The organism is Rhizobium sp. CAU 1783 (assembly GCF_054551725.1).
This window is the reverse complement of sequence record NZ_JBTOLM010000001.1, coordinates 538,553-559,073: the sequence shown is the minus strand read 5'-3', so window position 1 is coordinate 559,073 and position 20,521 is coordinate 538,553. Positions and strand designations below refer to the sequence as shown.

22 protein-coding genes are annotated in these 20,521 nt (G+C 63.5%); 6 read left to right on the top strand and 16 right to left on the bottom strand.

The window, feature by feature from the left end:
- Positions 1–39: 39 nt before the first annotated feature.
- The 6 genes from ACX93L_RS02490 (at position 40) to ACX93L_RS02465 (ending at position 8,729) form a co-directional block, all read left to right on the top strand.
- Positions 40–924 (top strand): ABC transporter permease, encoded by an 885-nt coding sequence (locus ACX93L_RS02490; RefSeq protein WP_459403366.1) that lies wholly within the window; start codon positions 40–42, stop codon positions 922–924.
- The gene (locus ACX93L_RS02485; protein WP_459403365.1) at positions 921–1,787 is read left to right on the top strand and encodes an ABC transporter permease; all 867 of its coding nucleotides are present in this window, start codon (positions 921–923) and stop codon (positions 1,785–1,787) included. The genes ACX93L_RS02490 and ACX93L_RS02485 overlap by 4 nt, the downstream gene beginning before the upstream one ends.
- 19 nt (positions 1,788–1,806) lie before the next feature.
- Entirely contained in the window at positions 1,807–2,799 is a 993-nt protein-coding gene (locus ACX93L_RS02480; protein ID WP_169586588.1) for an ABC transporter substrate-binding protein, read from the top strand.
- 325 nt (positions 2,800–3,124) lie between these two features.
- Positions 3,125–4,312 (top strand): efflux RND transporter periplasmic adaptor subunit, encoded by a 1,188-nt coding sequence (locus ACX93L_RS02475; protein WP_459403364.1) that lies wholly within the window; start codon positions 3,125–3,127, stop codon positions 4,310–4,312.
- A 13-nt stretch (positions 4,313–4,325) separates the two neighbouring features.
- Positions 4,326–7,652, top strand: a complete 3,327-nt coding sequence (locus tag ACX93L_RS02470) for an efflux RND transporter permease subunit (RefSeq protein WP_459403363.1) — start codon at positions 4,326–4,328, stop codon at positions 7,650–7,652.
- Positions 7,653–8,105: 453 nt separating this feature from the next.
- Positions 8,106–8,729 (top strand): Crp/Fnr family transcriptional regulator, encoded by a 624-nt coding sequence (locus ACX93L_RS02465; RefSeq protein ID WP_169589516.1) that lies wholly within the window; start codon positions 8,106–8,108, stop codon positions 8,727–8,729.
- 39 nt (positions 8,730–8,768) lie between these two features.
- Here the strand turns inward: ACX93L_RS02465 and ureG are convergent, their stop codons facing one another.
- The 16 genes from ureG to ACX93L_RS02385 all read right to left on the bottom strand — a co-directional run bounded on the left by ureG (position 8,769) and on the right by ACX93L_RS02385 (position 20,521).
- Entirely contained in the window at positions 8,769–9,380 is a 612-nt protein-coding gene (gene ureG, locus ACX93L_RS02460) for an urease accessory protein UreG (RefSeq protein WP_459403362.1), read from the bottom strand.
- A gap of 41 nt (positions 9,381–9,421) precedes the next feature.
- Positions 9,422–10,153: an urease accessory protein UreF gene (locus tag ACX93L_RS02455; RefSeq protein WP_459403361.1), complete on the bottom strand. Its 732-nt coding sequence runs from the start codon at positions 10,151–10,153 to the stop codon at positions 9,422–9,424.
- Positions 10,098–10,583: an urease accessory protein UreE gene (gene ureE / locus ACX93L_RS02450; RefSeq protein WP_459403360.1), complete on the bottom strand. Its 486-nt coding sequence runs from the start codon at positions 10,581–10,583 to the stop codon at positions 10,098–10,100. The genes ACX93L_RS02455 and ureE overlap by 56 nt, the downstream gene beginning before the upstream one ends.
- A 65-nt stretch (positions 10,584–10,648) precedes the next feature.
- Positions 10,649–11,515, bottom strand: a complete 867-nt coding sequence (locus tag ACX93L_RS02445) for a GGDEF domain-containing protein (protein ID WP_459403359.1) — start codon at positions 11,513–11,515, stop codon at positions 10,649–10,651.
- 412 nt (positions 11,516–11,927) lie between these two features.
- Complete coding sequence (locus ACX93L_RS02440) at positions 11,928–12,464, bottom strand: peroxiredoxin (protein WP_169589512.1); 537 nt, start codon at positions 12,462–12,464, stop codon at positions 11,928–11,930.
- Between the two features lie 169 nt (positions 12,465–12,633).
- Complete coding sequence (gene ureC, locus ACX93L_RS02435; RefSeq protein WP_459403358.1) at positions 12,634–14,346, bottom strand: urease subunit alpha; 1,713 nt, start codon at positions 14,344–14,346, stop codon at positions 12,634–12,636.
- A gap of 4 nt (positions 14,347–14,350) precedes the next feature.
- On the bottom strand, positions 14,351–14,980 hold the full coding sequence (locus tag ACX93L_RS02430) for a Urease operon accessory protein (protein ID WP_459403357.1): 630 nt from the start codon (positions 14,978–14,980) through the stop codon (positions 14,351–14,353).
- Positions 14,981–15,012: 32 nt separating this feature from the next.
- Complete coding sequence (locus ACX93L_RS02425) at positions 15,013–15,438, bottom strand: lysozyme inhibitor LprI family protein (RefSeq protein WP_459403356.1); 426 nt, start codon at positions 15,436–15,438, stop codon at positions 15,013–15,015.
- A gap of 26 nt (positions 15,439–15,464) precedes the next feature.
- A complete protein-coding gene (locus ACX93L_RS02420) occupies positions 15,465–15,821 on the bottom strand; it encodes a GFA family protein (RefSeq protein WP_459403355.1) in 357 nt (118 codons plus the stop codon).
- Positions 15,821–16,126, bottom strand: coding sequence for an urease subunit beta (locus ACX93L_RS02415; protein WP_169586568.1), 306 nt, complete (start codon positions 16,124–16,126; stop codon positions 15,821–15,823). The genes ACX93L_RS02420 and ACX93L_RS02415 overlap by 1 nt, the downstream gene beginning before the upstream one ends.
- Positions 16,127–16,146: 20 nt before the next feature.
- Entirely contained in the window at positions 16,147–16,404 is a 258-nt protein-coding gene (locus ACX93L_RS02410) for a DUF1272 domain-containing protein (protein ID WP_459403354.1), read from the bottom strand.
- A 10-nt stretch (positions 16,405–16,414) separates the two neighbouring features.
- Positions 16,415–16,717: an urease subunit gamma gene (locus ACX93L_RS02405; RefSeq protein ID WP_459403353.1), complete on the bottom strand. Its 303-nt coding sequence runs from the start codon at positions 16,715–16,717 to the stop codon at positions 16,415–16,417.
- A 26-nt stretch (positions 16,718–16,743) separates the two neighbouring features.
- Positions 16,744–17,559 carry an urease accessory protein UreD gene (locus tag ACX93L_RS02400; protein ID WP_459403352.1) on the bottom strand — a complete coding sequence of 272 codons (816 nt, stop codon included), beginning with the start codon at positions 17,557–17,559 and terminating at the stop codon, positions 16,744–16,746.
- Positions 17,502–18,656, bottom strand: coding sequence for a CE1 family esterase (locus ACX93L_RS02395; protein WP_459403351.1), 1,155 nt, complete (start codon positions 18,654–18,656; stop codon positions 17,502–17,504). The genes ACX93L_RS02400 and ACX93L_RS02395 overlap by 58 nt, the downstream gene beginning before the upstream one ends.
- 96 nt (positions 18,657–18,752) lie before the next feature.
- Positions 18,753–19,454, bottom strand: coding sequence for an urea ABC transporter ATP-binding subunit UrtE (gene urtE / locus ACX93L_RS02390; RefSeq protein ID WP_459403350.1), 702 nt, complete (start codon positions 19,452–19,454; stop codon positions 18,753–18,755).
- Positions 19,451–20,521: an alpha/beta fold hydrolase gene (locus ACX93L_RS02385; RefSeq protein ID WP_459403349.1), complete on the bottom strand. Its 1,071-nt coding sequence runs from the start codon at positions 20,519–20,521 to the stop codon at positions 19,451–19,453. The genes urtE and ACX93L_RS02385 overlap by 4 nt, the downstream gene beginning before the upstream one ends.

Genomic DNA, 20,521 nt, shown 5'->3' with positions numbered 1-20,521 from the left:
GGCAGCGGGGGATGAAAACCTTGAGATGGGAGGCCGCCCATGACCGCCCCGTCCCTCTTCCGCGACCGCATCCTGCCGGTCCTCACCGTCGTCTTCGCCATCCTCGTCGTCTGGCACGTCTTCGTCGTCTACCTGAACGCGCCGTTCGTGCGCGACCAGGCGGCGCGTGCCAATGAGACGGTATCCTTCGGCCAGCTGGTCGAGCGCACCTTTGCCCAGGAACGGCCGGTTCTGCCGGCGCCCCATCAGGTCATCGCCGAATTGTGGGACACGACCGTCAACAAGGCCATCACATCCAAGCGTAGCCTTGTCTATCACGCCGGCGTCACGCTCTCGGCGACGCTGCTCGGTTTCGCGATCGGCACCGCGCTCGGCATTCTTCTTGCCATCGGCATCGTCCATAACCGGGCCATGGATCGCTCGCTGATGCCCTGGGTGATCGCCAGCCAGACGATCCCGATCCTCGCCATCGCGCCGATGATCATCGTCGTTTTGAATTCGGTCGGCATCTCGGGCATCCTGCCCAAGGCGCTGATCTCGACCTATCTCTCCTTCTTCCCGATCGTCGTCGGCATGGTGAAGGGGCTGAGAAGCCCGGACACCATCCTCCTCGACCTTATGCACACCTACAATGCCAGCCCCGGCCAGACCTTCTGGAAACTGCGCTGGCCGGCCTCGATGCCCTATCTGTTCACCTCGCTGAAGGTGGCGATCGCCATCTCGCTGCTCGGCGCCATCGTCGCCGAACTGCCGACCGGCGCGGTCGCGGGCCTCGGCGCACGCCTGCTGTCCGGCTCCTATTACGGCCAGACGATCCAGATATGGGCCGCCCTCTTCATGGCAGCGGCGCTGGCCGCCGTGCTGGTCACGCTCGTGGGGATTGCCCACGTCAAGGTTCTGCAGCGCATGGGGGTCAAGCCATGAACGGCTATCTCGTCTTCGCCCTCATCTTCTGGCTCGCGGCCTGGGCCTTCAACGAGTGGCTGGTGCGCCGCCGTTTTGCCGACCCGACGCTGCGGCGGCTCGCCAACATCGCCGTCCCCCTGATCTTCGGCGTCACGCTTCTGGTGATCTGGGAATGCGTCGTGCACGGCTTTGTCATTCCCTCGATCCTGTTGCCGGCCCCCTCGATGATCTGGGCCAGGCTGACAAGCTCGGTGCCGACGCTGTGGGCCGACTTCCAGCAGACCTTCATGAAGTCGGTGCTGACCGGCTACGTCGCCGGCTGCGGCCTCGGCTTCGTGGTGGCGATCCTCGTCGACCGCTCTCCTTTCCTGCAAAAGGGGCTGCTGCCGATCGGCAATTTCGTGTCCGCCCTGCCGATGGTCGGCGTCGCACCGATCATGGTCATGTGGTTCGGCTTCGACTGGCAGTCCAAGGTCGCCGTCGTCGTCATCATGACCTTCTTCCCGATGCTGGTGAACACCGTGCAGGGCCTGTCGGCCGCAAGCCACATGGAACGCGACCTGATGCGCACCTATGCGGCCTCCTGGTGGCAAACGCTCACCAAGCTGCGCCTGCCGGCCGCCTGGCCGTTCATCTTCAATGCGCTCAAGATCAATTCCACGCTGGCCCTGATCGGCGCCATCGTGGCGGAGTTCTTCGGCACCCCGATCGTCGGCATGGGGTTCCGGATTTCCACGGAAGTGGGGCGAAGCAATGTCGACATGGTCTGGGCCGAGATTGCGGTTGCCGCGGTCGCGGGCTCGGTCTTTTATGGGGTGGTGGCGCTCGCTGAGCGCGCCGTCACCTTCTGGCATCCGTCTGTCCGTGGTGGACAGGCTTAAAAAAGAAAGAGGGAACCAAATGAAACTGAAACTCGCATCCCTGCTCCTCGCCGGCGCCGTGTCGCTGACGGCCATGCAGGCGGCCGCTGCCGAAAAGGTGACGCTGCAGCTGAAATGGGTCACCCAGGCCCAGTTCGCCGGCTACTACGTCGCCAAGGACAAGGGCTTCTACGAGGAAGAAGGCCTTGACGTCGAGATCAAGCCGGGCGGCCCGGACATCGCTCCGCCGCAGGTTCTCGCAGGCGGCGGCGCCGACGTCATCGTCGACTGGATGCCGTCGGCTCTCGCGACCCGCGAAAAGGGCGTTCCGCTCGTCAACATCGCCCAGCCCTTCAAGTCCTCGGGCATGATGCTGACCTGCCTCAAGGAAACCGGCATCACCAAGCCGGAAGACTTCAAGGGCAAGACGCTGGGCGTTTGGTTCTTCGGCAACGAATATCCCTTCCTGTCCTGGATGGCTCACCTGAAGATCCCGACCACCGGCGGCGCCGACGGCGTGACCGTTCTCAAGCAGGGCTTCAACGTCGACCCGCTTCTGCAGAAGCAGGCCGCCTGCATCTCGACCATGACCTACAACGAATACTGGCAGGTCATCGACGCCGGCATCAAGGCCGACGACCTCATCACCTTCCAGTACGAGAAGGAAGGCGTGGCCACCCTCGAGGATGGCCTCTATGTCCTTGAAGATAAGCTCAAGGACCCGGCCTTCAAGGAAAAGATGGTCAAGTTCGTCCGCGCTTCGATGAAGGGCTGGAAGTGGGCCGAGGAAAACCCGGATGACGCCGCCGGCATCGTTCTCGAAAACGACGCATCGGGCGCCCAGACCGAAGTGCACCAGAAGCGCATGATGGGCGAAGTCGCCAAGCTGACCGCCGGTTCCAAGGGCGCGCTCGACGAGGCCGACTACAAGCGCACCGTCGCAACCCTTTTGGGCGGCGGTTCGGACCCGGTCATCACCAAGGAGCCGGAAGGCGCCTACACGCTCGACATCACCAACGAAGCGCTCAAGTAAGAGCCGTTCGTCGGATCGAAAAAGAGACGCCCGGACTTAAAGTCCGGGCGTCTTTGCATTTGCAACAAACGGCAACAATTGTTGCAGGAATGACGCATTGCCTTGTGCATCGCAGCAGCTTAAAAGGGCGAAGGTGCTTAAATCGCCCTTGGGACTTGCAAGCGGCGACGGCGATACCAACTAAGTTTCGACCGGATTGGTCGATGGAATTCGTCGTTCGACCAAAAGTGGCCTCTCTGACCTGTCGGCATGCAGGGCCCCTTCCGTCCGGCGACACCTGTTATTATTGTAATCGATATTCTGTCCAGACGCTCGGAAGGGACACATGGTTCGCGCTACGAACATTACTGCCGCATTGCTCGCATTGTCCGTTTCGATTGTTGCCTTCGCCGCAGCCGCAGAGGATGCGCCGGCGACACCGGAAAAGCCGGCCCTGCCTGCCATTGTGGTGACCGAAGCAACCATGCGCCCCCTGGTGGACAGGATCGTCGCCACCGGCACGATCAAGGCCGTCGAGGAAATCTATGTCCAGCCGCAGGTCGAGGGCCTGTCGATCAGCTCGCTTCAGGCCGATGTCGGCGATCGCATCGGTGCCGAGGCCGTGGTTGCACGCCTGAACGTCGACACCCTGCTTTTGCAGAAGGGCCAGCTCGATGCCACAAAGGCCAAGGCGGAGGCCGGCCTTGCGCAATACAAGGTCCAGCTTGAGGACGCCAAGGCGAGCGCCCTCGAGGCCGATCGCCAGTTCAAGCGGGCCGAAACGCTCGCCAAGAACGGCACGCTGTCGACAGCCTCCGCCGACCAGGCCGAGACCGCAGCGACCAGCGCCAATGCCAAGGTCGAGAGCACCGTGCAGGCGATTGTCATCGCCGAGGCAGACATCAAGGTCGTCGAAAGCCAGCTAGCCGAAATCGACCTCAAGCTTGCCCGCACCGACGTGAAGAGCCCGGTCGCCGGACTGGTCGCCGCCCGTAACGCCAAAGTCGGCGCGATTGCCAGCGGCGCGGGCGAGCCGATGTTCACCGTCATCCGCGACGGCGAGCTCGAACTCGTCGCCGATGTGTCCGAGACGGACATTCTCAAGATGCGAAATGGCCAGAAGGCCCGGATCACGGTTGCTGGCGGCGCAGCTCCGCTCACCGGCTCTGTCCGCCTCATTTCCCCGGTGATCGATCCGCAGACGCGCCTCGGCGCCGTGCATATCGCGATCGACGACGACGAAGGCGCGCGCGTCGGCATGTATGCCAATGCCGAGATCATCTTGACCGAGACCGAAGGCGTCGCCCTGCCGCTCTCGGCGATCACGACCGACAAGCACGGCACGACGACGCGTCTGGTCGAAGGCAACGTCGTGAAGCAGGTCGCCATCGAGACCGGTATCCAGGACGGTGCCTTCATCGAGGTGAAGAGCGGCCTGAAGTCCGGCGATGTCGTGGTCGCTAAGGCCGGTGCCTTCGTGCGCGACGGCGACCGGATCAACCCGGTCCGCGACGAGACGGCAGTGTCGAACTGAGGGGGATGACGTCATGAATTTCTCCGCCTGGTCCATCCGCAATCCGGTCGCGCCTATCCTGGCCTTCTTCCTCCTGATGGTTGTCGGCCTGCAGTCTTTCTTCGCGCTGCCGATCACCCGTTTCCCCAACATCGACGTACCGCTGGTCGCCATCACCGTCAGCCAGAGCGGCGCATCGCCCTCCGAGCTCGAGACCCAGGTCACCAAGGAGATCGAGGACGCCGTCGCCAGCATCACCGGCGTGGACGAACTCTCCTCGACCGTGACCGACGGCCAGTCGCAGACGGTCGTGATGTTCCGCATGGAGGTTTCGACCGACGAGGCGGTTCAGGACGTCAAGGACGCGATCGACCGCATCCGCGGCGACCTTCCTGCCTCCGTCGAGGAGCCGATTGTCTCGAAGATCGACGTCGAGGGGGCCGCCATCCAGACCTTCGCGGTCACCGCTCCCAACATGAACATCGAGGAACTTTCCTGGTTCGTCGACGACACGATCAAGCGCGCCCTCCAGGGCCAGGCCGGCATCGGCCGCATCGACCGTTACGGCGGCGCCGAGCGGGAAATCCGCGTTGAGCTCGACACCAACCGCCTCGATGCCTACGGCATTACCGCCGCCGACCTTAACCGTCAGCTGCGCGGTACCAACCTCGACCTCGGCTCGGGCCGCGGCCAGGTGGCCGGCGCCGAACAGGCGATCCGCACGCTGGGCGATGCCCGCGACGTCGAGAGCCTCGCCAATACCACCATCGCGCTTCCGGGCAACCGCTTCGTCAAGCTCGGCGACCTCGGCACCGTCAAGGATACCTACGAGGAGCAGAAGTCCTTCTCGCGCTACAACGGCGAACCGGTCGTCACCTTCGCCGTCTATCGCGCCAAGGGTGCGAGCGAAGTAACCGTCGCGGAAACCGTCGCACACAGCCTGGACCAGGTGCGCGCCGAAAACCCCGAAGTGTCTATCAAGCTGATCAACGATGCCGTCTACTTCACCTACGGCAACTACGAAGCGGCGATGCACACGCTGCTCGAAGGCGCCATCCTCGCCGTCATCGTGGTCTTCCTGTTCCTGCGCAACTGGCGCGCCACGCTGATCTCCGCCATCGCCCTGCCGCTCTCCGCGATCCCCACCTTCTGGATCATGGACATGATGGGCTTCTCGCTGAACCTCGTCAGCTTCCTGGCGCTGACGCTGGCGACCGGCATTCTGGTCGATGACGCGATCGTCGAGATCGAGAACATCGCCCGCCACATCAAGATGGGCAAGTCGCCCTACCGCGCGGCGATCGAGGCAGCCGACGAAATCGGCCTCGCCGTTATCGCGACGACCTTCACCATCATCGCGGTCTTCGTGCCGGTCTCCTTCATGCCGGGCATTCCGGGCCAGTACTTCATCCAGTTCGGCCTGACGGTTGCCTTCTCGGTCTTCTTCTCGCTGATGGTCGCACGCTTCATCACGCCGCTGATGGCCGCCTACCTGATGCGTGCCGAAGACGGGATGGACGACCATCACGACAACGACAGCGCCTTCATGAAGGGCTACACGCGGCTGGTGCGCACCACGACCACCCACTGGGCGGCCCGCTACGCCACGCTCGTCGGTGCCTTCGTCTTCCTGGCAGCTTCCCTTGCCCTGCTCTCGCAGGTTCCGGGCAGCTTCCTGCCGCCGGAAGACGCCGGCCGCATCACGCTGTCGATCGAGCTTCCGCCGAATGCGACGCTCGACGAGACCGAACGCAAGACCGACGCCATCTACGACGCCGTCAAGGATCTCGACGGCGTCGAGAGTGTCTTCGTGCTCGGCGGCGCCTCACCCAAGGGCGACATGGAGCTTCGTCGCGCCAGCGTCACCCTCAACCTGATCAACATCGAACATTCGCTGCTGAAGACCGTGGTGAACAAGGGCATCGGCGGCATACCGCTGATCGGTCAGTTCCTCCCCAAACTGCCGGTCGAGGGCCGTACCCGCCCGCAATGGGAGATCGAGCAGGAAGTCTTCGCCAAGCTCAAGCCGATCGCCGACATCCGCGTGCTCAAGCTCAACGACCGCGGCGAGCGCGACCTGTCGTTCAACTTCCTCTCCAAGAACGAGGATGACCTGAACGAGGCGGCCGCCATCCTGGAAGCCAAGTTGCGGACCGTGCCGACGCTCGCAAACGTCAGCGCAGACGGCGCCCTGCCCCGTCCTGAACTGCAGATCCGTCCGCGCAAGGACGAGGCTGCCCGGCTCGGCATCACCCCGCAACAGATCGCCGAAACCGTGCGTGTCGCCACCATCGGCGACGTCGACGCAGCGCTCACCAAGATCTCGCTGGACAACCGGCAGATCCCGATCCGCGTCCAGGCCTCGCTCGACCTGCGTAGCGACCTTGCGGCGATGCGCGCCCTGAAGATCCAGACAGCGTCCGGTGCGACGGTTCCGCTGTCGAGCGTCGCCGACATCGACTATTCGGAAGGTGTTTCCTCGATCAGCCGCAACAACCGCAATCGCGTCGTGTCGATCGGCGCCGACCTCCCGCAGGGAGTGGCGCTCGACACCGCATCCGCAGACTTCCGCGCGGCGGTGGATGCGGCCAAGATACCGGCCTCTGTCAAGCTGGTGGAAAGCGGCGACACCAAGGTGCAAAAGGAAATGCAGCAAAGCTTCGTCAACGCGATGCTGCTTGGCCTGATGCTGGTGCTGACCGTGCTGATCCTGCTCTTCAAGGACGTGATCCAGCCCTTCACCATCTTGCTGTCGCTGCCGCTCGCCATCGGCGGCGTCGCGGTGGCCCTTTTGATCACCAACAACCCGCTCTCCATGCCCGTCCTGATCGGCATTCTGATGCTGATGGGCATCGTGACGAAGAACGCCATCCTGCTGGTCGATTTCGCGATCGAGATGCGCCATCAGGGCATGGCGCGGGTCGAAGCCATGGTCGAGGCCGGCCGCAAGCGCGCCCGCCCGATCATCATGACCTCGATCGCCATGTCGGCCGGTATGCTGCCGTCCGCGCTCGGTGTCGGCGAAGGCGGATCCTTCCGTGCGCCGATGGCGATCGCCGTGATCGGCGGCATCATCGTCTCGACGGTGCTGAGCCTGCTGGTCGTGCCGGCCTTCTTCCTGATCATGGACGACCTGTCGCGCCTGCTCGGCTGGCTCTTCAGTCGGATGGTCGGCAAGAAGGAAAAGGAACAGCTGGCCCTGTCCCCCGAACTGCTCACCGAGATCGCCCAGCACAACAAGGACACGATCTCGACGCTCGAGGAACGCCTGGCCGCCGTGGAGAAGCGCCTGCCCGACCAGCAGCGCAAGACCGGCGAAGGTGGCAAGGTTATCCCGCTGCCGCCGCTCGCGGCGGAATGAGCGGATCGTTCATCCATGTAAAGCCGGGCGTCCTGCCCGGCTTTTTCTTTGCCTGCAACGATATTTCCCCCAAAAATTCATGATCCGCGCAAAGTGATTGATCGAAATCAATTCACCTCACTTCGCCCTTGCCTATCCTTTATTCGCTGAGGAACGAGTGACGTGTGAGGGCTGTTTCTTGGTCAGGGAGCGAGACGGGAAGACGGCAGCGTAGTCCCACCTTTCAGGCCACGGAGCACCGGGGTTGGGTGACGGGTCGAGTGTCTTGCAATCGGGATGACCGATGGCGGGATGTCGGTTCCGGAGGCTACCTTGCCGGGCCACACATAACCGATCTTCGATGAGACTGGCCACCGCGCTCCATCCGGAACGCAATCCGGAGCCGTGAAAACCGTGAACAAGATTTTGAAATTGAACACACGCGACAAGAACACCCTGCTCAAGACGCCCTTCATGGCTTCTCTCGGTGCGACAGCGCTTTCTCGCATGCTTGAGATCGCCACCGTGATGAACTATGAGGCGCGCGATCTCCTGTTCCGCGAGGGCGAGGGCGCGGAGTATTTCTACTGCGTCCTCAGCGGCTATGTTCGCCTTTTCCGGCTGAACAAGGACGGCCGTGAAGCCGACATCCGCATCTGTGGCCCCGGCGACACCTTCGCCGAATGCCTGCTCTCCATGGGCGACCACTATCTCTACAATTCGCAGGCTGCCGAGAACGTGACCGTCGCACGGTTCGAACTGGCCAAGGTGCGAGCGCTTGCCGAACAGGAGAAGGATGTGGCGAAGGCCGTGATCCAGTGCCTGTCGAGCCACCTGCGCAACACGATGGACTGCATCGCCAACGACCGCCTGCAGACGGCGCCCCAGCGCGTCGCGCACTATCTCCTGGACAACTGCCCGCAGGACGGCAGTTCCGCCTCGATCCGCCTGCCCTTCCAGAAAAGCCTGCTGGCCGGCAAGCTGGGTCTGGCACCCGAAGCACTTTCCCGTGCCTTCTCCTCGCTCCGCCGCGCCGGCGTGACGGTGCGTGGCCGCATCATCCAGATCGCCGACATCAGCGCTCTGAAGCAGATCTGAGCAGGGCCGGAGTGCCTGAAGCTTTGAACGGGCGGGCTCTCAGAGCCCGCCCGTTTCCTTGAGGAACCGGACAATCTCGTCGACCCCCTCGCCGCGCTTCATGTCGGAGAAGACGAAGGGCCGCGAGGCGCGCATGCGGTCCGCATCGCCGTTCATCACCTCAAGATCGACGCCGACATAAGGCGCCAGATCCTTCTTGTTGATGACGAGCAGATCCGAGCGCGTGATGCCCGGGCCGCCCTTGCGCGGGATCTCCTCTCCCTGACAGACCGAGATCACGTAGATCGTCACGTCAGCGAGATCCGGCGAGAAGGTCGCCGCCAGATTATCGCCCCCCGATTCGATGAAGACCACGTCGAGGTCGGGAATGCGGGCATTGAGATCGGCGATCGCCTGAAGGTTGATCGAGGCATCCTCGCGGATCGCCGTATGTGGACAGCCACCGGTTTCGACGCCGACCACGCGGTCGGACGAGAGCGCCTGCATGCGGATCAGCGCATCGGCATCCTCGCGCGTATAGATGTCGTTGGTGACGACCGCGACCGAGTAGTCGTCCCGCATCGCCTTGCAGAGCTTTTCCGTCAGCGCCGTCTTGCCCGAACCGACCGGCCCGCCGATACCGACCCGTAAGGGACCATTCAAGGATTTCATGCCGCTTTTCCTGTCTTCGTCTTAAGGGGTGGAGGCGGCTCTCACGATTGGAAGAGCCGCGAATATTGGGTCTCGTGCCGCATCGACAGCATGTCGGCGATCACCGTCGCGGAACCCAGGTCGTCGGGCGTCAGGTCCGACAGCGCCTGTGACTGGCGCAGGATCAGCGGCTCCAGCCCGGCCAAAACTGCCACGCCCTGCCGCTGCCCGATCAGGCCGAGGCGGATCGCCGCCGAGACGAGCTGCGCACATTGTGCGTGCAGATAGGCCGCGAGCGTGTCGCAGACCGTCACGCCATGCGCGCCCGCGACCGCGCCGACGGCGACGCTGTAGGCTGTCTGAGCGGAGAAGACGTCGAGGACCGCATGCGGCCAGGCCGAAGCGGCCGCGAGGAAGGCGTCGCCCTGCCGAACGGACTCGTTGTAGCGTTCCGCAGAACCGGCAAGCGCCGATGCGAGTTCGGCCACGGCCAGGAGCCGCTCGGGATCATCGAAGGCCCGATGGGCCTCGCCAAGCAGGATGGCATCATTGCGCAGGGATCCGGCAGACAGAAGCGTCGAGAGCCATGCCGCCAGCCCATCCCCGTCCGCGAGGTGACCGCCATCGACCGCCGCCTCCAGCCCGCCGGAATAGACGAAGCCGCCGACAGGGAAAGCTGGCGAGAGCCAGGTCATCAGGCGCAGCAGGCTCTGCTGCCCGCCCGCCGTCGCGATCGCGTCAGCCATTATCGTGACGGCCGCCGTCGCCGTGCCCGCCATGAGCGTGCCCACCATGGCCGTGATAGGCGCCCCGCAGGGGCTGGAAAGGTTCGATCACCTCGGCAACCGTCGCACCGAGACCGACAAGCATGTCGCGGATCACATGGTCGCGCAGGATCAGGATGCGGTCAGCCTCGAATTGTGCCGCCAGATGCCGGTTGCCGAGATGCCAGGCGAGTTCGACGAGATGCCGTGCGTCGCGGGGCGTGACCGCGAAGAGGCGCTCTTCCGCCGCCTTGATCTCGACGGCGTTCCCATCGTCGAGTAAGAGGAGGTCGCCGTCGGCGAAAAGCACCGGCTCCTTGAGGTCGAGCATCACCATGTCGCCGTCTTCCAGATGCAGCAACTTGCGCCTCAGATGGCGCGCATCATGGGCAAGCGTGACAGAACCGACGACGGTTTCATCCGACGTTCCGGCGGCGAAATAGGAGGTAGCGCGGCGCATGGCTTTTCCGAACTGGTTACTTTTCAACCATGCAAAAATATGAGGCAGCCGGCAAGGCGGAAGTTTCAACCGACAAGCGGTGCAGGTTCATCCCCCAGCCCGAGCGGCCGGATTGCGGGCGGGATGCCTCCCCCCGGGGCGACATGCAAAACCGCCTCCTCGCCCTCATGCACAACCCGGTTGCGGCCATTTGCTTTCGCGCAGTAGAGCGCGCGATCCGCTGCGGAATAGACGCTTTCGGGACGACGTCCGGCCTCAAACTCGGCCATCCCGGCCGAAACCGTCGTGCTGATCGCCGTGTTTTCGCAGACGACCGCTCGCGCTTCGATCAGGACCCGCGCGCGCTCGACCAGCCCCATGCGCTGCCCGATGCCGCCGCCGCGGATGATGACGCCGAATTCCTCGCCGCCGAGGCGGGCCATCAGATGCTGCTCGCCAAAAACCTCCCGAAGGATGTCGGCCACCGCCTTGATCACCTCGTCGCCAGCACAATGGCCGTGACCGTCATTGATGGACTTGAACCGGTCGAGGTCGAGGATTGCCAGCGACGACCCCGGGCCGGTTTCGGCGAGAGCGGCATTGAAGGCACGTCGGTTGAGCAGGCCGGACAGCATGTCGGTGCGGCTGAGACGCTCGAACTCGGCGCGCGAAACGGTCAGTTCGTGGATCACATGGCCGGTGACGATTGCCAGCGCACCCGATACCGCCCCGCCGAACAGCCACGAGAAGGCAACCGAAAGCTTTATGGCATCTGCAACCTCAAGCGGCATGATGCCCAAAGCATAGCATATGGGAAGAACGGCGATATTGAAGAAAAACGCGAGAATAACGGCGCGAAACGCCATTTTCAGCGCAAATCCGTAGACGGCCTCCCGACTATCGAAATTGCCGAGATCGACCTGAAGCGACATCCATCGTCTAAGTGCTTCCATCGCGCCGCTCCCCTTTATTGCAGCACTGACCGGAATAGGAGGCTTTTATTGGCCAATTCCTAATTCGATGACTAAAATCCGAGTTATTACGAAAATAGATTTACATTGATCCACAGGAAATCCCTCATAACTTTAGATTGCACTAATTTCAATATTCGCCCGAACGAAAAAGCGCCTGTTTCCAGCGTTTATTGCGAGAAAAGCGCGGGTTTCTTTAGAAAATCCGCAAGCGCCTTCTTCGTCTGCTGCAGCTTCGGCTCGAAATGGAACACCCGGTGGGTTCCGGAAAAACGTCCGCCGCGCGTTAACTTTTTCCAACCCTTTATGTGCGCCTCCTAAAGTAAAGCCGTTAACGACAAAGGGCCCGGCGTTTGCCGGGCCCTCTTCTTGTTCCGAACTGTCGGAAAGACCGTCAGGCGGCCTTCTTTTCCTTCAGCTTTTCCATGATGTTCTGCGGCGAGGATACACCGTAGGGATCGCTCTCGCAGTTGTCGGAATAACCTTCCTCTTCGAACCACTGCTCGACGACGCCGTCATTGATGATCGCGGCATAACGCCACGAACGCATGCCGAAGCCGAGGTTGTCCTTGGCGACCAGCATGCCCATCTTGCGGGTGAACTCGCCGGAACCGTCCGGGATCACCTTCACGTTCTGCAGGTTCTGGCCCTTGGCCCAGGCGTTCATGACGAAGGCGTCGTTGACGGACATGCAGTAGATTTCATCGATGCCCTCGGCCTGGAATTCCGGATACATCTTCTCGAAGTCCGGCAGCTGATAGGTCGAGCAGGTCGGGGTGAATGCGCCCGGCAGCGAGAAGAGGATGACGCGCTTGCCCTTGAAGTAGTCGTCGGAGGTCATGTCCTGCCAACGGAAGGGGTTCGGGCCTCCGACGGATTCGTCGCGAACGCGCGTGCGGAAGGTCACGTCAGGTACTTTTCTGCCGATCAACATGGAAATCTCCTTGGAATGAAAAACAGGCCGCCCCTGTCGCAATAGGACCGGCTCTCTGGGAATTAGAACTAAACCAAAATGGAGTGCAGTGCAGCATCAAACCGCCGCGAAGCGACCGCATAGCTGCCTTGCACCATACGCATGACCGGCGAAGATCTCCGCCCGATCAGAAGAGGAAGTAGCGCTGCGCCATCGGCAGAACCTTGGCCGGCTCGCAGGTGAGCAGTTCGCCGTCGGCGCGCACCTCGTAGGTCTCCGGATCGACCTCTACGTGCGGCGTCAGATCGTTGAGGATCATCGACTTCTTCGAAATCCCGCCGCGGGTGTTCTTCACCGCCACCAACTGCTTGGCGACACCGAGCCGGCTTGCGAGCCCGGCATCGAGCGAGGCCTGGGAGACGAAGGTTACGGAGGAATTGGTGCGGGCCTTGCCGAAGGCGCCGAACATCGGCCGGTAGTGCACCGGTTGCGGCGTCGGGATCGAGGCGTTCGGATCACCCATCGGCGCCGCCGCGATCATGCCGCCGAGCAACACCATGTCCGGCTTCACGCCGAAGAAGGCCGGGTTCCAGATGACCAGGTCGGCGCGCTTGCCGATCTCGACGGAACCGATCTCATGGCTGAGCCCGTGAGCGATCGCCGGGTTGATCGTGTATTTGGCGATGTAGCGGCGAACACGGAAATTGTCGTTGTCGCCGGTCTCCTGGACAAGGCGCCCGCGCTGGCGCTTCATCTTGTCGGCCGTCTGCCAGGTGCGGATCGCCACTTCGCCGACGCGACCCATGGCCTGGCTGTCGGACGAGATGATCGAAAAGGCGCCGATATCGTGCAGGATGTCTTCGGCCGCGATCGTCTCCTTGCGGATCCGGCTTTCGGCAAACGCGATGTCCTCCGGGATCGATGACGAAAGGTGGTGGCAGACCATCAGCATGTCGAGATGCTCGGCGATCGTGTTGACCGTGTAGGGACGCGTCGGATTGGTCGACGACGGGATTACGTTCATCTGGCCGCAGATCTTGATGATGTCGGGCGCATGACCGCCGCCGGCCCCTTCCGTGTGGAAAGCGTGAATGGTCCGGCCCTTGATGGCGTTGATCGAGTCTTCGACAAAACCGGACTCGTTCAGCGTGTCTGTATGGATCATCACCTGCACGTCATACTGGTCGGCCACCGTGAGGCAGCAGTCGATCGCGCCGGGCGTCGTGCCCCAGTCCTCGTGCAACTTGAGCGAAGTGGCGCCGGCCAGTACCATTTCCTCGAGTGCACCCGGCAGCGAGGCATTGCCCTTGCCGGCGAAGGCGAGGTTCATCGGAAAGGCGTCGGCTGCCTCGATCATGCGGGCAAGATGCCAGGGACCGGGCGTGCAGGTGGTGGCGAGCGTCCCGTGTGCCGGCCCCGTGCCCCCGCCGAGCATGGTGGTGAGGCCGCTCATCAGCGCTTCTTCGATCTGCTGCGGGCAGATGAAGTGGATGTGGCTGTCCATGCCGCCGGCGGTGACGATCTTGCCCTCCCCGGCAATCGCCTCGGTGCCCGGACCGACGATGATGTCGACGCCCGGCTGGGTATCGGGATTGCCGGCCTTGCCGATCGCAACGATCCGCCCGTCCTTCAGGCCGATATCGGCCTTGACGATCCCCCAGTGGTCGAGGATCAGCGCATTGGTGATGACCGTGTCGACGGCACCGTCGGCGCGGCGCACCTGGCTCTGCCCCATCCCGTCGCGAATGACCTTGCCACCCCCGAACTTCACCTCGTCGCCATAGGTGGTGTAGTCCTTCTCGACCTCGATGAAGAGCTCGGTGTCAGCGAGCCTGACCTTGTCGCCGGTGGTCGGTCCGAACATCGAGGCATAGGCCTTGCGGGACATCTTGTAGGGCATGGTTTCAGACTCCTTGGGAGGGGGAGGACAAATCGGCGGAAGAAAGCCGCGCCAGCCGGCCGGCGGCGACGAAGTCATCGATGAGGCGTTTTTCGGCGGAGAACGGATGCCCAGCCCACCCCTGATGGGTAAAGCCGGCGACGACGACCTCGTCGTCCGACCGCGCCTCGCTGGACAGCACATGGACCACCACGATCAGGCCGCTGCTCGGCACGACATAGGGCTCGGGACGATAGGCGGCCAGGGCCTCGTCCACCCCCTCGTGCACGGACCGCGCGATCACGCGATGGCGCTTGGCCCGGCTCGCGGCGAAGGCGGCGAAGTCCTCGGTGCGGTCATCGCAGAAATCGTCGAGTTCGGGATGCGACAGGGCGAGCCGCGGGCGCAGGTCAATAAACTTCGCCGGGTCGCGCACCGACCAGATTTCCCGGCAGGCCGCCACCGCCGACCCGTTCAGCCAATCCTCGGAACCGAGCATGGCCTGGGCCGGGCGGCCGGTATTGCACACCGCCACCACGTCGGTGCGGCGTCCGGCCGAAGGGAAATTGCGCACCGCGTTGAAACGGATGACGAGGTCGGACTGGTCGATCCTGTCGCCAGCCCCCTCCTCCACCGGTCCGTTTCCCACGATCATGATGCGTCGTCCCATCCGCTCTGGTGCCTTCCTCAGAAACCTTCGGCGAGCGACTTCAGCTCTTCCGTGCGCTTGCGCGTCAGCTCGGCCATGCAGGATGAATAGATTGTCGGCGCCATGGTCCCGCCCTGCACCGATGCTTCCTCGGTGTCGCATTGGCCGTCGCGATAATCGATCCAGGCGCGCTGCGCCTTCAAGAGCGAAGCCTCGGCCGTCGGCACCATGCCCACCGACTTCAGCGTCTCGTCCCATTCCTTGACGATCGGCTTCAGCGCGGACCACTGCGCGTTGAGCGCTTTGTCCGCCTCCTTGTAATCGCGGTCGGAGCAGACATTCATGTCGTACTGCGTCATCGGGTTCTTGCAGTCCACGTCCGGTTCGTCCTCAGCGAAGGACGGCGGGACGGCGACCAAGGTAAGAAAGACGATGGCGGCAATGGACGTGGCGGGCAGGCGCATGGCTGTTGGTTCCTGTATGAGATTCGTTAAAGGGCCGCGCCGTCAAACGCCTCGGACGGCAGCGCGCGCGCGTCCACCCCGTCAAGGCAGTTGACATTGACGGCCACCATCTGGCGCCCGTCCGGCGTCGCGCCGTAGGAAAAGCTCTGTATACCGCAGGTCTTGCAGAACTGGTGATCGATCAGGTGCTTGTTGAACTGATACTCGGTGATGTTGTCGCTGCCGGAATTCAGCGTGAAGGCTTCCCGGGCCGTGAAGGCCAGCACAGAGCCGAGCCGGCGGCAGCGCGAGCAGTTGCAGGTCGCCGTATGCGACAGGTCGAGATCGACGTCGAAGTCGACTGCGCCGCACTGGCAGCTGCCGTGATAATGCTGGACGGCCATCAGAGCGCCCCCATAACCTGCTGGCGGAAGCCGTAGACGGCGCGCTTGCCCGAAAGCGGGATCAGCGTCACCTGGCGCGTCTGGCCCGGCTCGAAGCGCACGGCGGTACCTGCCGGAATGTCGAGACGCATGCCGCGAACCTTTTCCCGGTCAAAGGACAACCCGGCATTGGCCTCGAAGAAATGGTAGTGGCTGCCGACCTGCACCGGTCGGTCTCCGGTGTTGGAGACTTCGATCGTCACCGTCGGCTGGCCGGCATTGAGTTCGATGTCGCCGCTCGCGGCAATGATTTCACCCGGGATCATGGGCAGTCCCTCTCCGTTGTTCAGGCGGCCTTGACCGACTTGCAGCCCTCGGCCTTGAGGACGCGTTTGTCAGACGCAGGATTGTTGACGAGTTTCGCAGCCGGCCGGATCGGTCGGCGCACCAGTTCGCCGCCACAATTGGGGCAAAGGCCGCCTAGCACGGCGCTCGCGCAGTCGCTGCAAAACGTGCATTCGAAACTGCAGATCAGCGCATCCCGGCTCCCGGGCGGCAGGTCGCGGTCGCAGCACTCGCAATTCGGTCGAAGCTCCAGCGCCATGAAAGCACCCTCAGCGGATCGGTTCGTGAACGGTCACCAGCTTGGTGCCGTCCGGGAAGGTCGCCTCGACCTGCACGTCATGGATCATCTCGGCGATACCCTCCATGACCTGGCCACGGGTAATCACATGGGCACCCGCCTCCATGAGCTCGGCGACCGGGCGGCCGTCCCGGGCGCCCTCGACGACGAAATCCGTGATCAGGGCGATCGCTTCCGGATAGTTGAGCTTGACGCCCCGCTCCAGCCGCCGGCGCGCGACCATGGCCGCCATCGCGATCAGCAGTTTGTCCTTTTCCCTCGGCGTCAGATTCATGCCCGCTCCACTTTTCTTGACCTGTGTCAGAGATTCCAGACTTTCGGCACTGACGCACCGCCACGCAAGATGGAAATCACCGGGATCAGGGATTTTCTCAAGGTAAACCCATCTTCGGCCGATAGCCGCACCACAAGCTTGTCTTTCCAGTGACTTGCGCCGCCGGCCGGGCCGAGCACTTCGCGCACCTTCGGCAGCAGGGCCTCGCAGCTTGGTCCCGCATACAGGACCGTGGCGAAGGCCACCTTGCCGCCGAGCACCGGAGCCTCACGCGTCAGCGTGGCGATGTCGCCCCGCATCATCAACTCTTCCGCATGGATCAGCCGACCCGCCCGGCGGATGCGCCAGCGGTCGCGGACCATGCCCTGCGCCATCGCCTCGCCCATCGCCTTTCGGCCGAGCAGGATCGCCTCCACGGCGACGAACTCGGCGGTCTCGTCGAGATCGACCTCAAGCCGGCGCGTCAGCGAGGCGTTGTCGAAAAGGATGCTCTCCTGCGGCAACCAGTGAAGCCGGGCGCCCGCCGCCACATCGATCGACGTCACCACCTCGGCCGTACCTGCCGAAGCCTTGTAGATCTTCTCGCAGGCCTGCGTCGTCGCCGTGACGAAGGTGTCGGGTCCTGCGGAAAACGACCAGTCCATCCGGTCGCCCCCGGTGAGGCCGCCGGCGGTGTTGATGATCACCGCCTCCATTTCGGCAGTGAAGGTCTCCGGAAGACGGATCTTCGCCGCGCCTTCCTGGTAGAGCTCGGCGATCCGGGTCCGGCCGCCGAACGGCTTCGTCACAAGCCTTCCGACGCCCCGGGCGCGCTGAGGTCTGATTTCGCTTGCTGGCTGCACTTTTTCCCCTGCCCGCCTTTTTTCGTCGGGGCGGTTGTCTTGTCGTCGGCACAGGCAGCCGTGGTCGCCGTTCCGGCCATCAGCTCGCCTCCCGCAGTGCGGAAAAACTCCCACATTCTTCCCGTCGCATCAACCTCCTGGATTGTCTCGTCCCCACTGGAGGCGGCAAGGCGGAAGCGGATTGCCTGAGACGGCCAGTCGTGATCGGCATCGGCCATCACATGGGACATCACGCTCGTCCCGCCCCGGCAGCCGGGATAGGTCGTGACGGTCACGGTGTCGCCCTTGTCGGTGAGCGCCCGCTCCTCGCAGCCGTTGAGCTCCGCCCAACGCTTGACCGCGACCTCGCCGCCATACTGCCAGTAGGGCTTTCCACCACCGGCAAACGGGTTGACGTGATCCTTGAGACCGGAAAAGGCGATGATCGAGATCGGGCGCGCCGGATTGCAGCTTTCCTTGCGCGGGCGCCACACACCGTCCTCCTGCTCCGGATAGCCGGCGCGCAGGCCCATGACGAAACCAGCGGCGGCAAAGTCGCCATGCCCGTCGCAGACATATTGCGACAGCATCCGTCCGCCGCCCGAATAGCCCGAAGCATAGATGCGTGCCGGGTCGACGCAGAACGTCTCCTTCGCCGCAGCCACCGCGTCCCGGATGAACCTGCCTTCGTCGAGACGTCCCTCGCGGCTGACCCCGGGCAAAGGATTGACGCCCGGCACGTTCCACGCATGGGTTCCGGGAAGCGCACCGTCGAGGCTTCCTTCGAGCGCCATCACGATGAAGCCTTCGCGCTCCGCGACCAGGTCCCAATGGCTGCGGTTGAGCTGGCCGCGCGGGTGACTGTTGGAACCGTGGAAATCGAAGACCAGCGGAACCTTGCGGTCGCCGGTATAGCCCGACGGGATGTAATAGACCGCCTTGCGCTCCTCTCCCTCGGAGCGGATCACCATGTCGTGCCGGCCGGGCTCCATCCGCATACCGCAGCCCGTGGCTGCGGCTGCATCACCGGTCGCGGCCCCGAAGAAAAGATAGCCCGTCGCGAGAAGACCAACGAGGTCGCGTGCCCGCAACCGGTTCCGAACCGTGCTGGATGTCATGGCTGTGCCTTCTGTTCGCAGATGCGCGTCTATACCACGCTCCCCTTAAGCTTCGAGCATAGATCACTAATAAATCATCAACCATGCGAGACAAGTTCAGACCGTCAGATGGCGGCGCGCCTCCGCGGTGTCGAGCGTTTGCGCCTTGCCCTCGTGAACGATCTCGCCGCGATCCATGATGTACACATGGTCGGCCAGCTCCCGGCAGAAATCGAGATACTGCTCGACCAGCAGTATCGCCATGCCAGTGGAATCCCGCAGGTAACGGATCGCCCGGCCGATATCCTTGATGATCGACGGCTGGATGCCCTCTGTTGGTTCGTCGAGCACGAGGATCTTCGGCCGCGTCACCATCGCCCGGCCGATCGCCAGCTGTTGCTGCTGGCCACCAGAAAGGTCGCCGCCGCGTCGCCCGAGCATGCTTTCGAGGACCGGGAACAGGCTGAAGATCTCGTCGGGAATGAAGCGGTCCTTGCGCGGCAGCGGCGCATAGCCAGTCTCGAGGTTTTCCCGGACGGTGAGCAACGGAAAGATCTCGCGGCCCTGGGGCACGTAGCCGAGGCCGAGCTTGGCCCGGTTGAACGGCGCCATCCCGTCCAGCGTCGTGCCCGAAAAGGCGATCGTACCGGAGGAAATGCCGTGCTGCCCGGTCACGGCCCGTAACAGCGACGATTTGCCGACCCCGTTTCGCCCCAGCACACAGGTGATCTTGCCCATCTCCGCCTTGATGGACACACCCCGAAGGGCCTGGGCGGCGCCATAGTGGAGGTTGACGTTGTCGACGACGAGAGCGCTCATGATGCTGTCTCCTTGAGGAAGTCCCTGATTGCGGAGAACATTTCCGCATTGTGTCCGATCCAGACATGGCCGCCGGTCGGGTAGAGAAGCAGTCTAGCACTGGGTACGCTGGCGGCGATGTGGCGCGCCGCGTCGGCGGTCAGATAGCGGTCGTCTTCGACCGAAATGGCAAGCGTCGGGGCGGTTATCCGCTCGAGCCGCATCGGCTGGGGATCGCCCGCGAGCCGCATGTCGTTGAGAAGCCCGTGCGTCCGCTCGCTGACCGGCAGAATGGAATCGAGAACCGCCTGCACGCGGTTACGCTCATCTGCGCTGGCTGCGGCCAGCAGCGCCGGATCCGTAGCCAGGACCGAGCCGATCATCATGTCGGGCATCGCCGAAATCGCCGCCCAGAAAAGAAAGTCCGACCCGAGTGCCGCCTCGACCACGTGTTGCTGGCCCGGCGACCACGGGCGCGCCGATCGGCGGCCCGAGACATAGGTGGCCGGAACGACCGGGATCAACGCCGAACAGCGATCCGGGTGGCGGAGGGCGAAAGCTATGGCCGAGAGCGCCCCGGCCGAGCCGCCGATGACGGCGATCCTGTCGACGTCGAGCGCATCGAGCAGATCGACAAACGCGTCCGCCTGGTTTTCCGACGAGGCGTCGGCCGGAAAGGCCGAGCCGAGATAGCCGAACCGCGACGGGGCAATCACCCGCATGCCAAGTTCGACCAGAGGCGCGGCAAACAGCAAACCCTGATCGAATCCCCCGCCGCTGCCATGGATCATCAGGACCGGTACACCGGTGCCGGCCTCGGCATATTGAAGCGCGCCGAAGCGGCTAGTGATCGTCGTGGCGCGATAGCCGGCGATGCGCATCCGCGCAGCGTCGAGAGCCCGTGAATAACCGCGGTGCAGCCAACCGGCTGCAAGCGCGCCCACCGTGCTGCCCGCAGCCAAGGCGAAAAGCGTCCTGCGCGTCAACATCGTCCCGATCTCCGCTACCACATCCACGACGCGCTGCCGCGCCGCAAAGAGCGAGACCAGACTACCAGCGGGGCGGATGGCAACATTGACCGTGATCAA

Coding starts and splice junctions, on each gene's coding strand:
- ureC (WP_459403358.1), bottom strand. CDS start 14,346: ATGCCCTACAAGATGTCCCGCAAGGCCTATGCCTCGATGTTCGGACCG.
- ACX93L_RS02415 (WP_169586568.1), bottom strand. CDS start 16,126: ATGATCCCGGGTGAAATCATTGCCGCGAGCGGCGACATCGAACTCAAT.
- ACX93L_RS02490 (WP_459403366.1), top strand. CDS start 40: ATGACCGCCCCGTCCCTCTTCCGCGACCGCATCCTGCCGGTCCTCACC.
- ACX93L_RS02455 (WP_459403361.1), bottom strand. CDS start 10,153: ATGGTGGGCACGCTCATGGCGGGCACGGCGACGGCGGCCGTCACGATA.
- ACX93L_RS02475 (WP_459403364.1), top strand. CDS start 3,125: ATGGTTCGCGCTACGAACATTACTGCCGCATTGCTCGCATTGTCCGTT.
- ACX93L_RS02445 (WP_459403359.1), bottom strand. CDS start 11,515: ATGGAAGCACTTAGACGATGGATGTCGCTTCAGGTCGATCTCGGCAAT.
- ACX93L_RS02425 (WP_459403356.1), bottom strand. CDS start 15,438: ATGCGCCTGCCCGCCACGTCCATTGCCGCCATCGTCTTTCTTACCTTG.
- ureG (WP_459403362.1), bottom strand. CDS start 9,380: ATGAAATCCTTGAATGGTCCCTTACGGGTCGGTATCGGCGGGCCGGTC.
- ACX93L_RS02470 (WP_459403363.1), top strand. CDS start 4,326: ATGAATTTCTCCGCCTGGTCCATCCGCAATCCGGTCGCGCCTATCCTG.
- ACX93L_RS02395 (WP_459403351.1), bottom strand. CDS start 18,656: ATGACATCCAGCACGGTTCGGAACCGGTTGCGGGCACGCGACCTCGTT.
- ACX93L_RS02465 (WP_169589516.1), top strand. CDS start 8,106: ATGGCTTCTCTCGGTGCGACAGCGCTTTCTCGCATGCTTGAGATCGCC.
- ACX93L_RS02430 (WP_459403357.1), bottom strand. CDS start 14,980: ATGATCGTGGGAAACGGACCGGTGGAGGAGGGGGCTGGCGACAGGATC.
- urtE (WP_459403350.1), bottom strand. CDS start 19,454: ATGAGCGCTCTCGTCGTCGACAACGTCAACCTCCACTATGGCGCCGCC.
- ACX93L_RS02480 (WP_169586588.1), top strand. CDS start 1,807: ATGAAACTGAAACTCGCATCCCTGCTCCTCGCCGGCGCCGTGTCGCTG.
- ACX93L_RS02420 (WP_459403355.1), bottom strand. CDS start 15,821: ATGGCCGTCCAGCATTATCACGGCAGCTGCCAGTGCGGCGCAGTCGAC.
- ACX93L_RS02410 (WP_459403354.1), bottom strand. CDS start 16,404: ATGGCGCTGGAGCTTCGACCGAATTGCGAGTGCTGCGACCGCGACCTG.
- ureE (WP_459403360.1), bottom strand. CDS start 10,583: ATGCGCCGCGCTACCTCCTATTTCGCCGCCGGAACGTCGGATGAAACC.
- ACX93L_RS02485 (WP_459403365.1), top strand. CDS start 921: ATGAACGGCTATCTCGTCTTCGCCCTCATCTTCTGGCTCGCGGCCTGG.
- ACX93L_RS02405 (WP_459403353.1), bottom strand. CDS start 16,717: ATGAATCTGACGCCGAGGGAAAAGGACAAACTGCTGATCGCGATGGCG.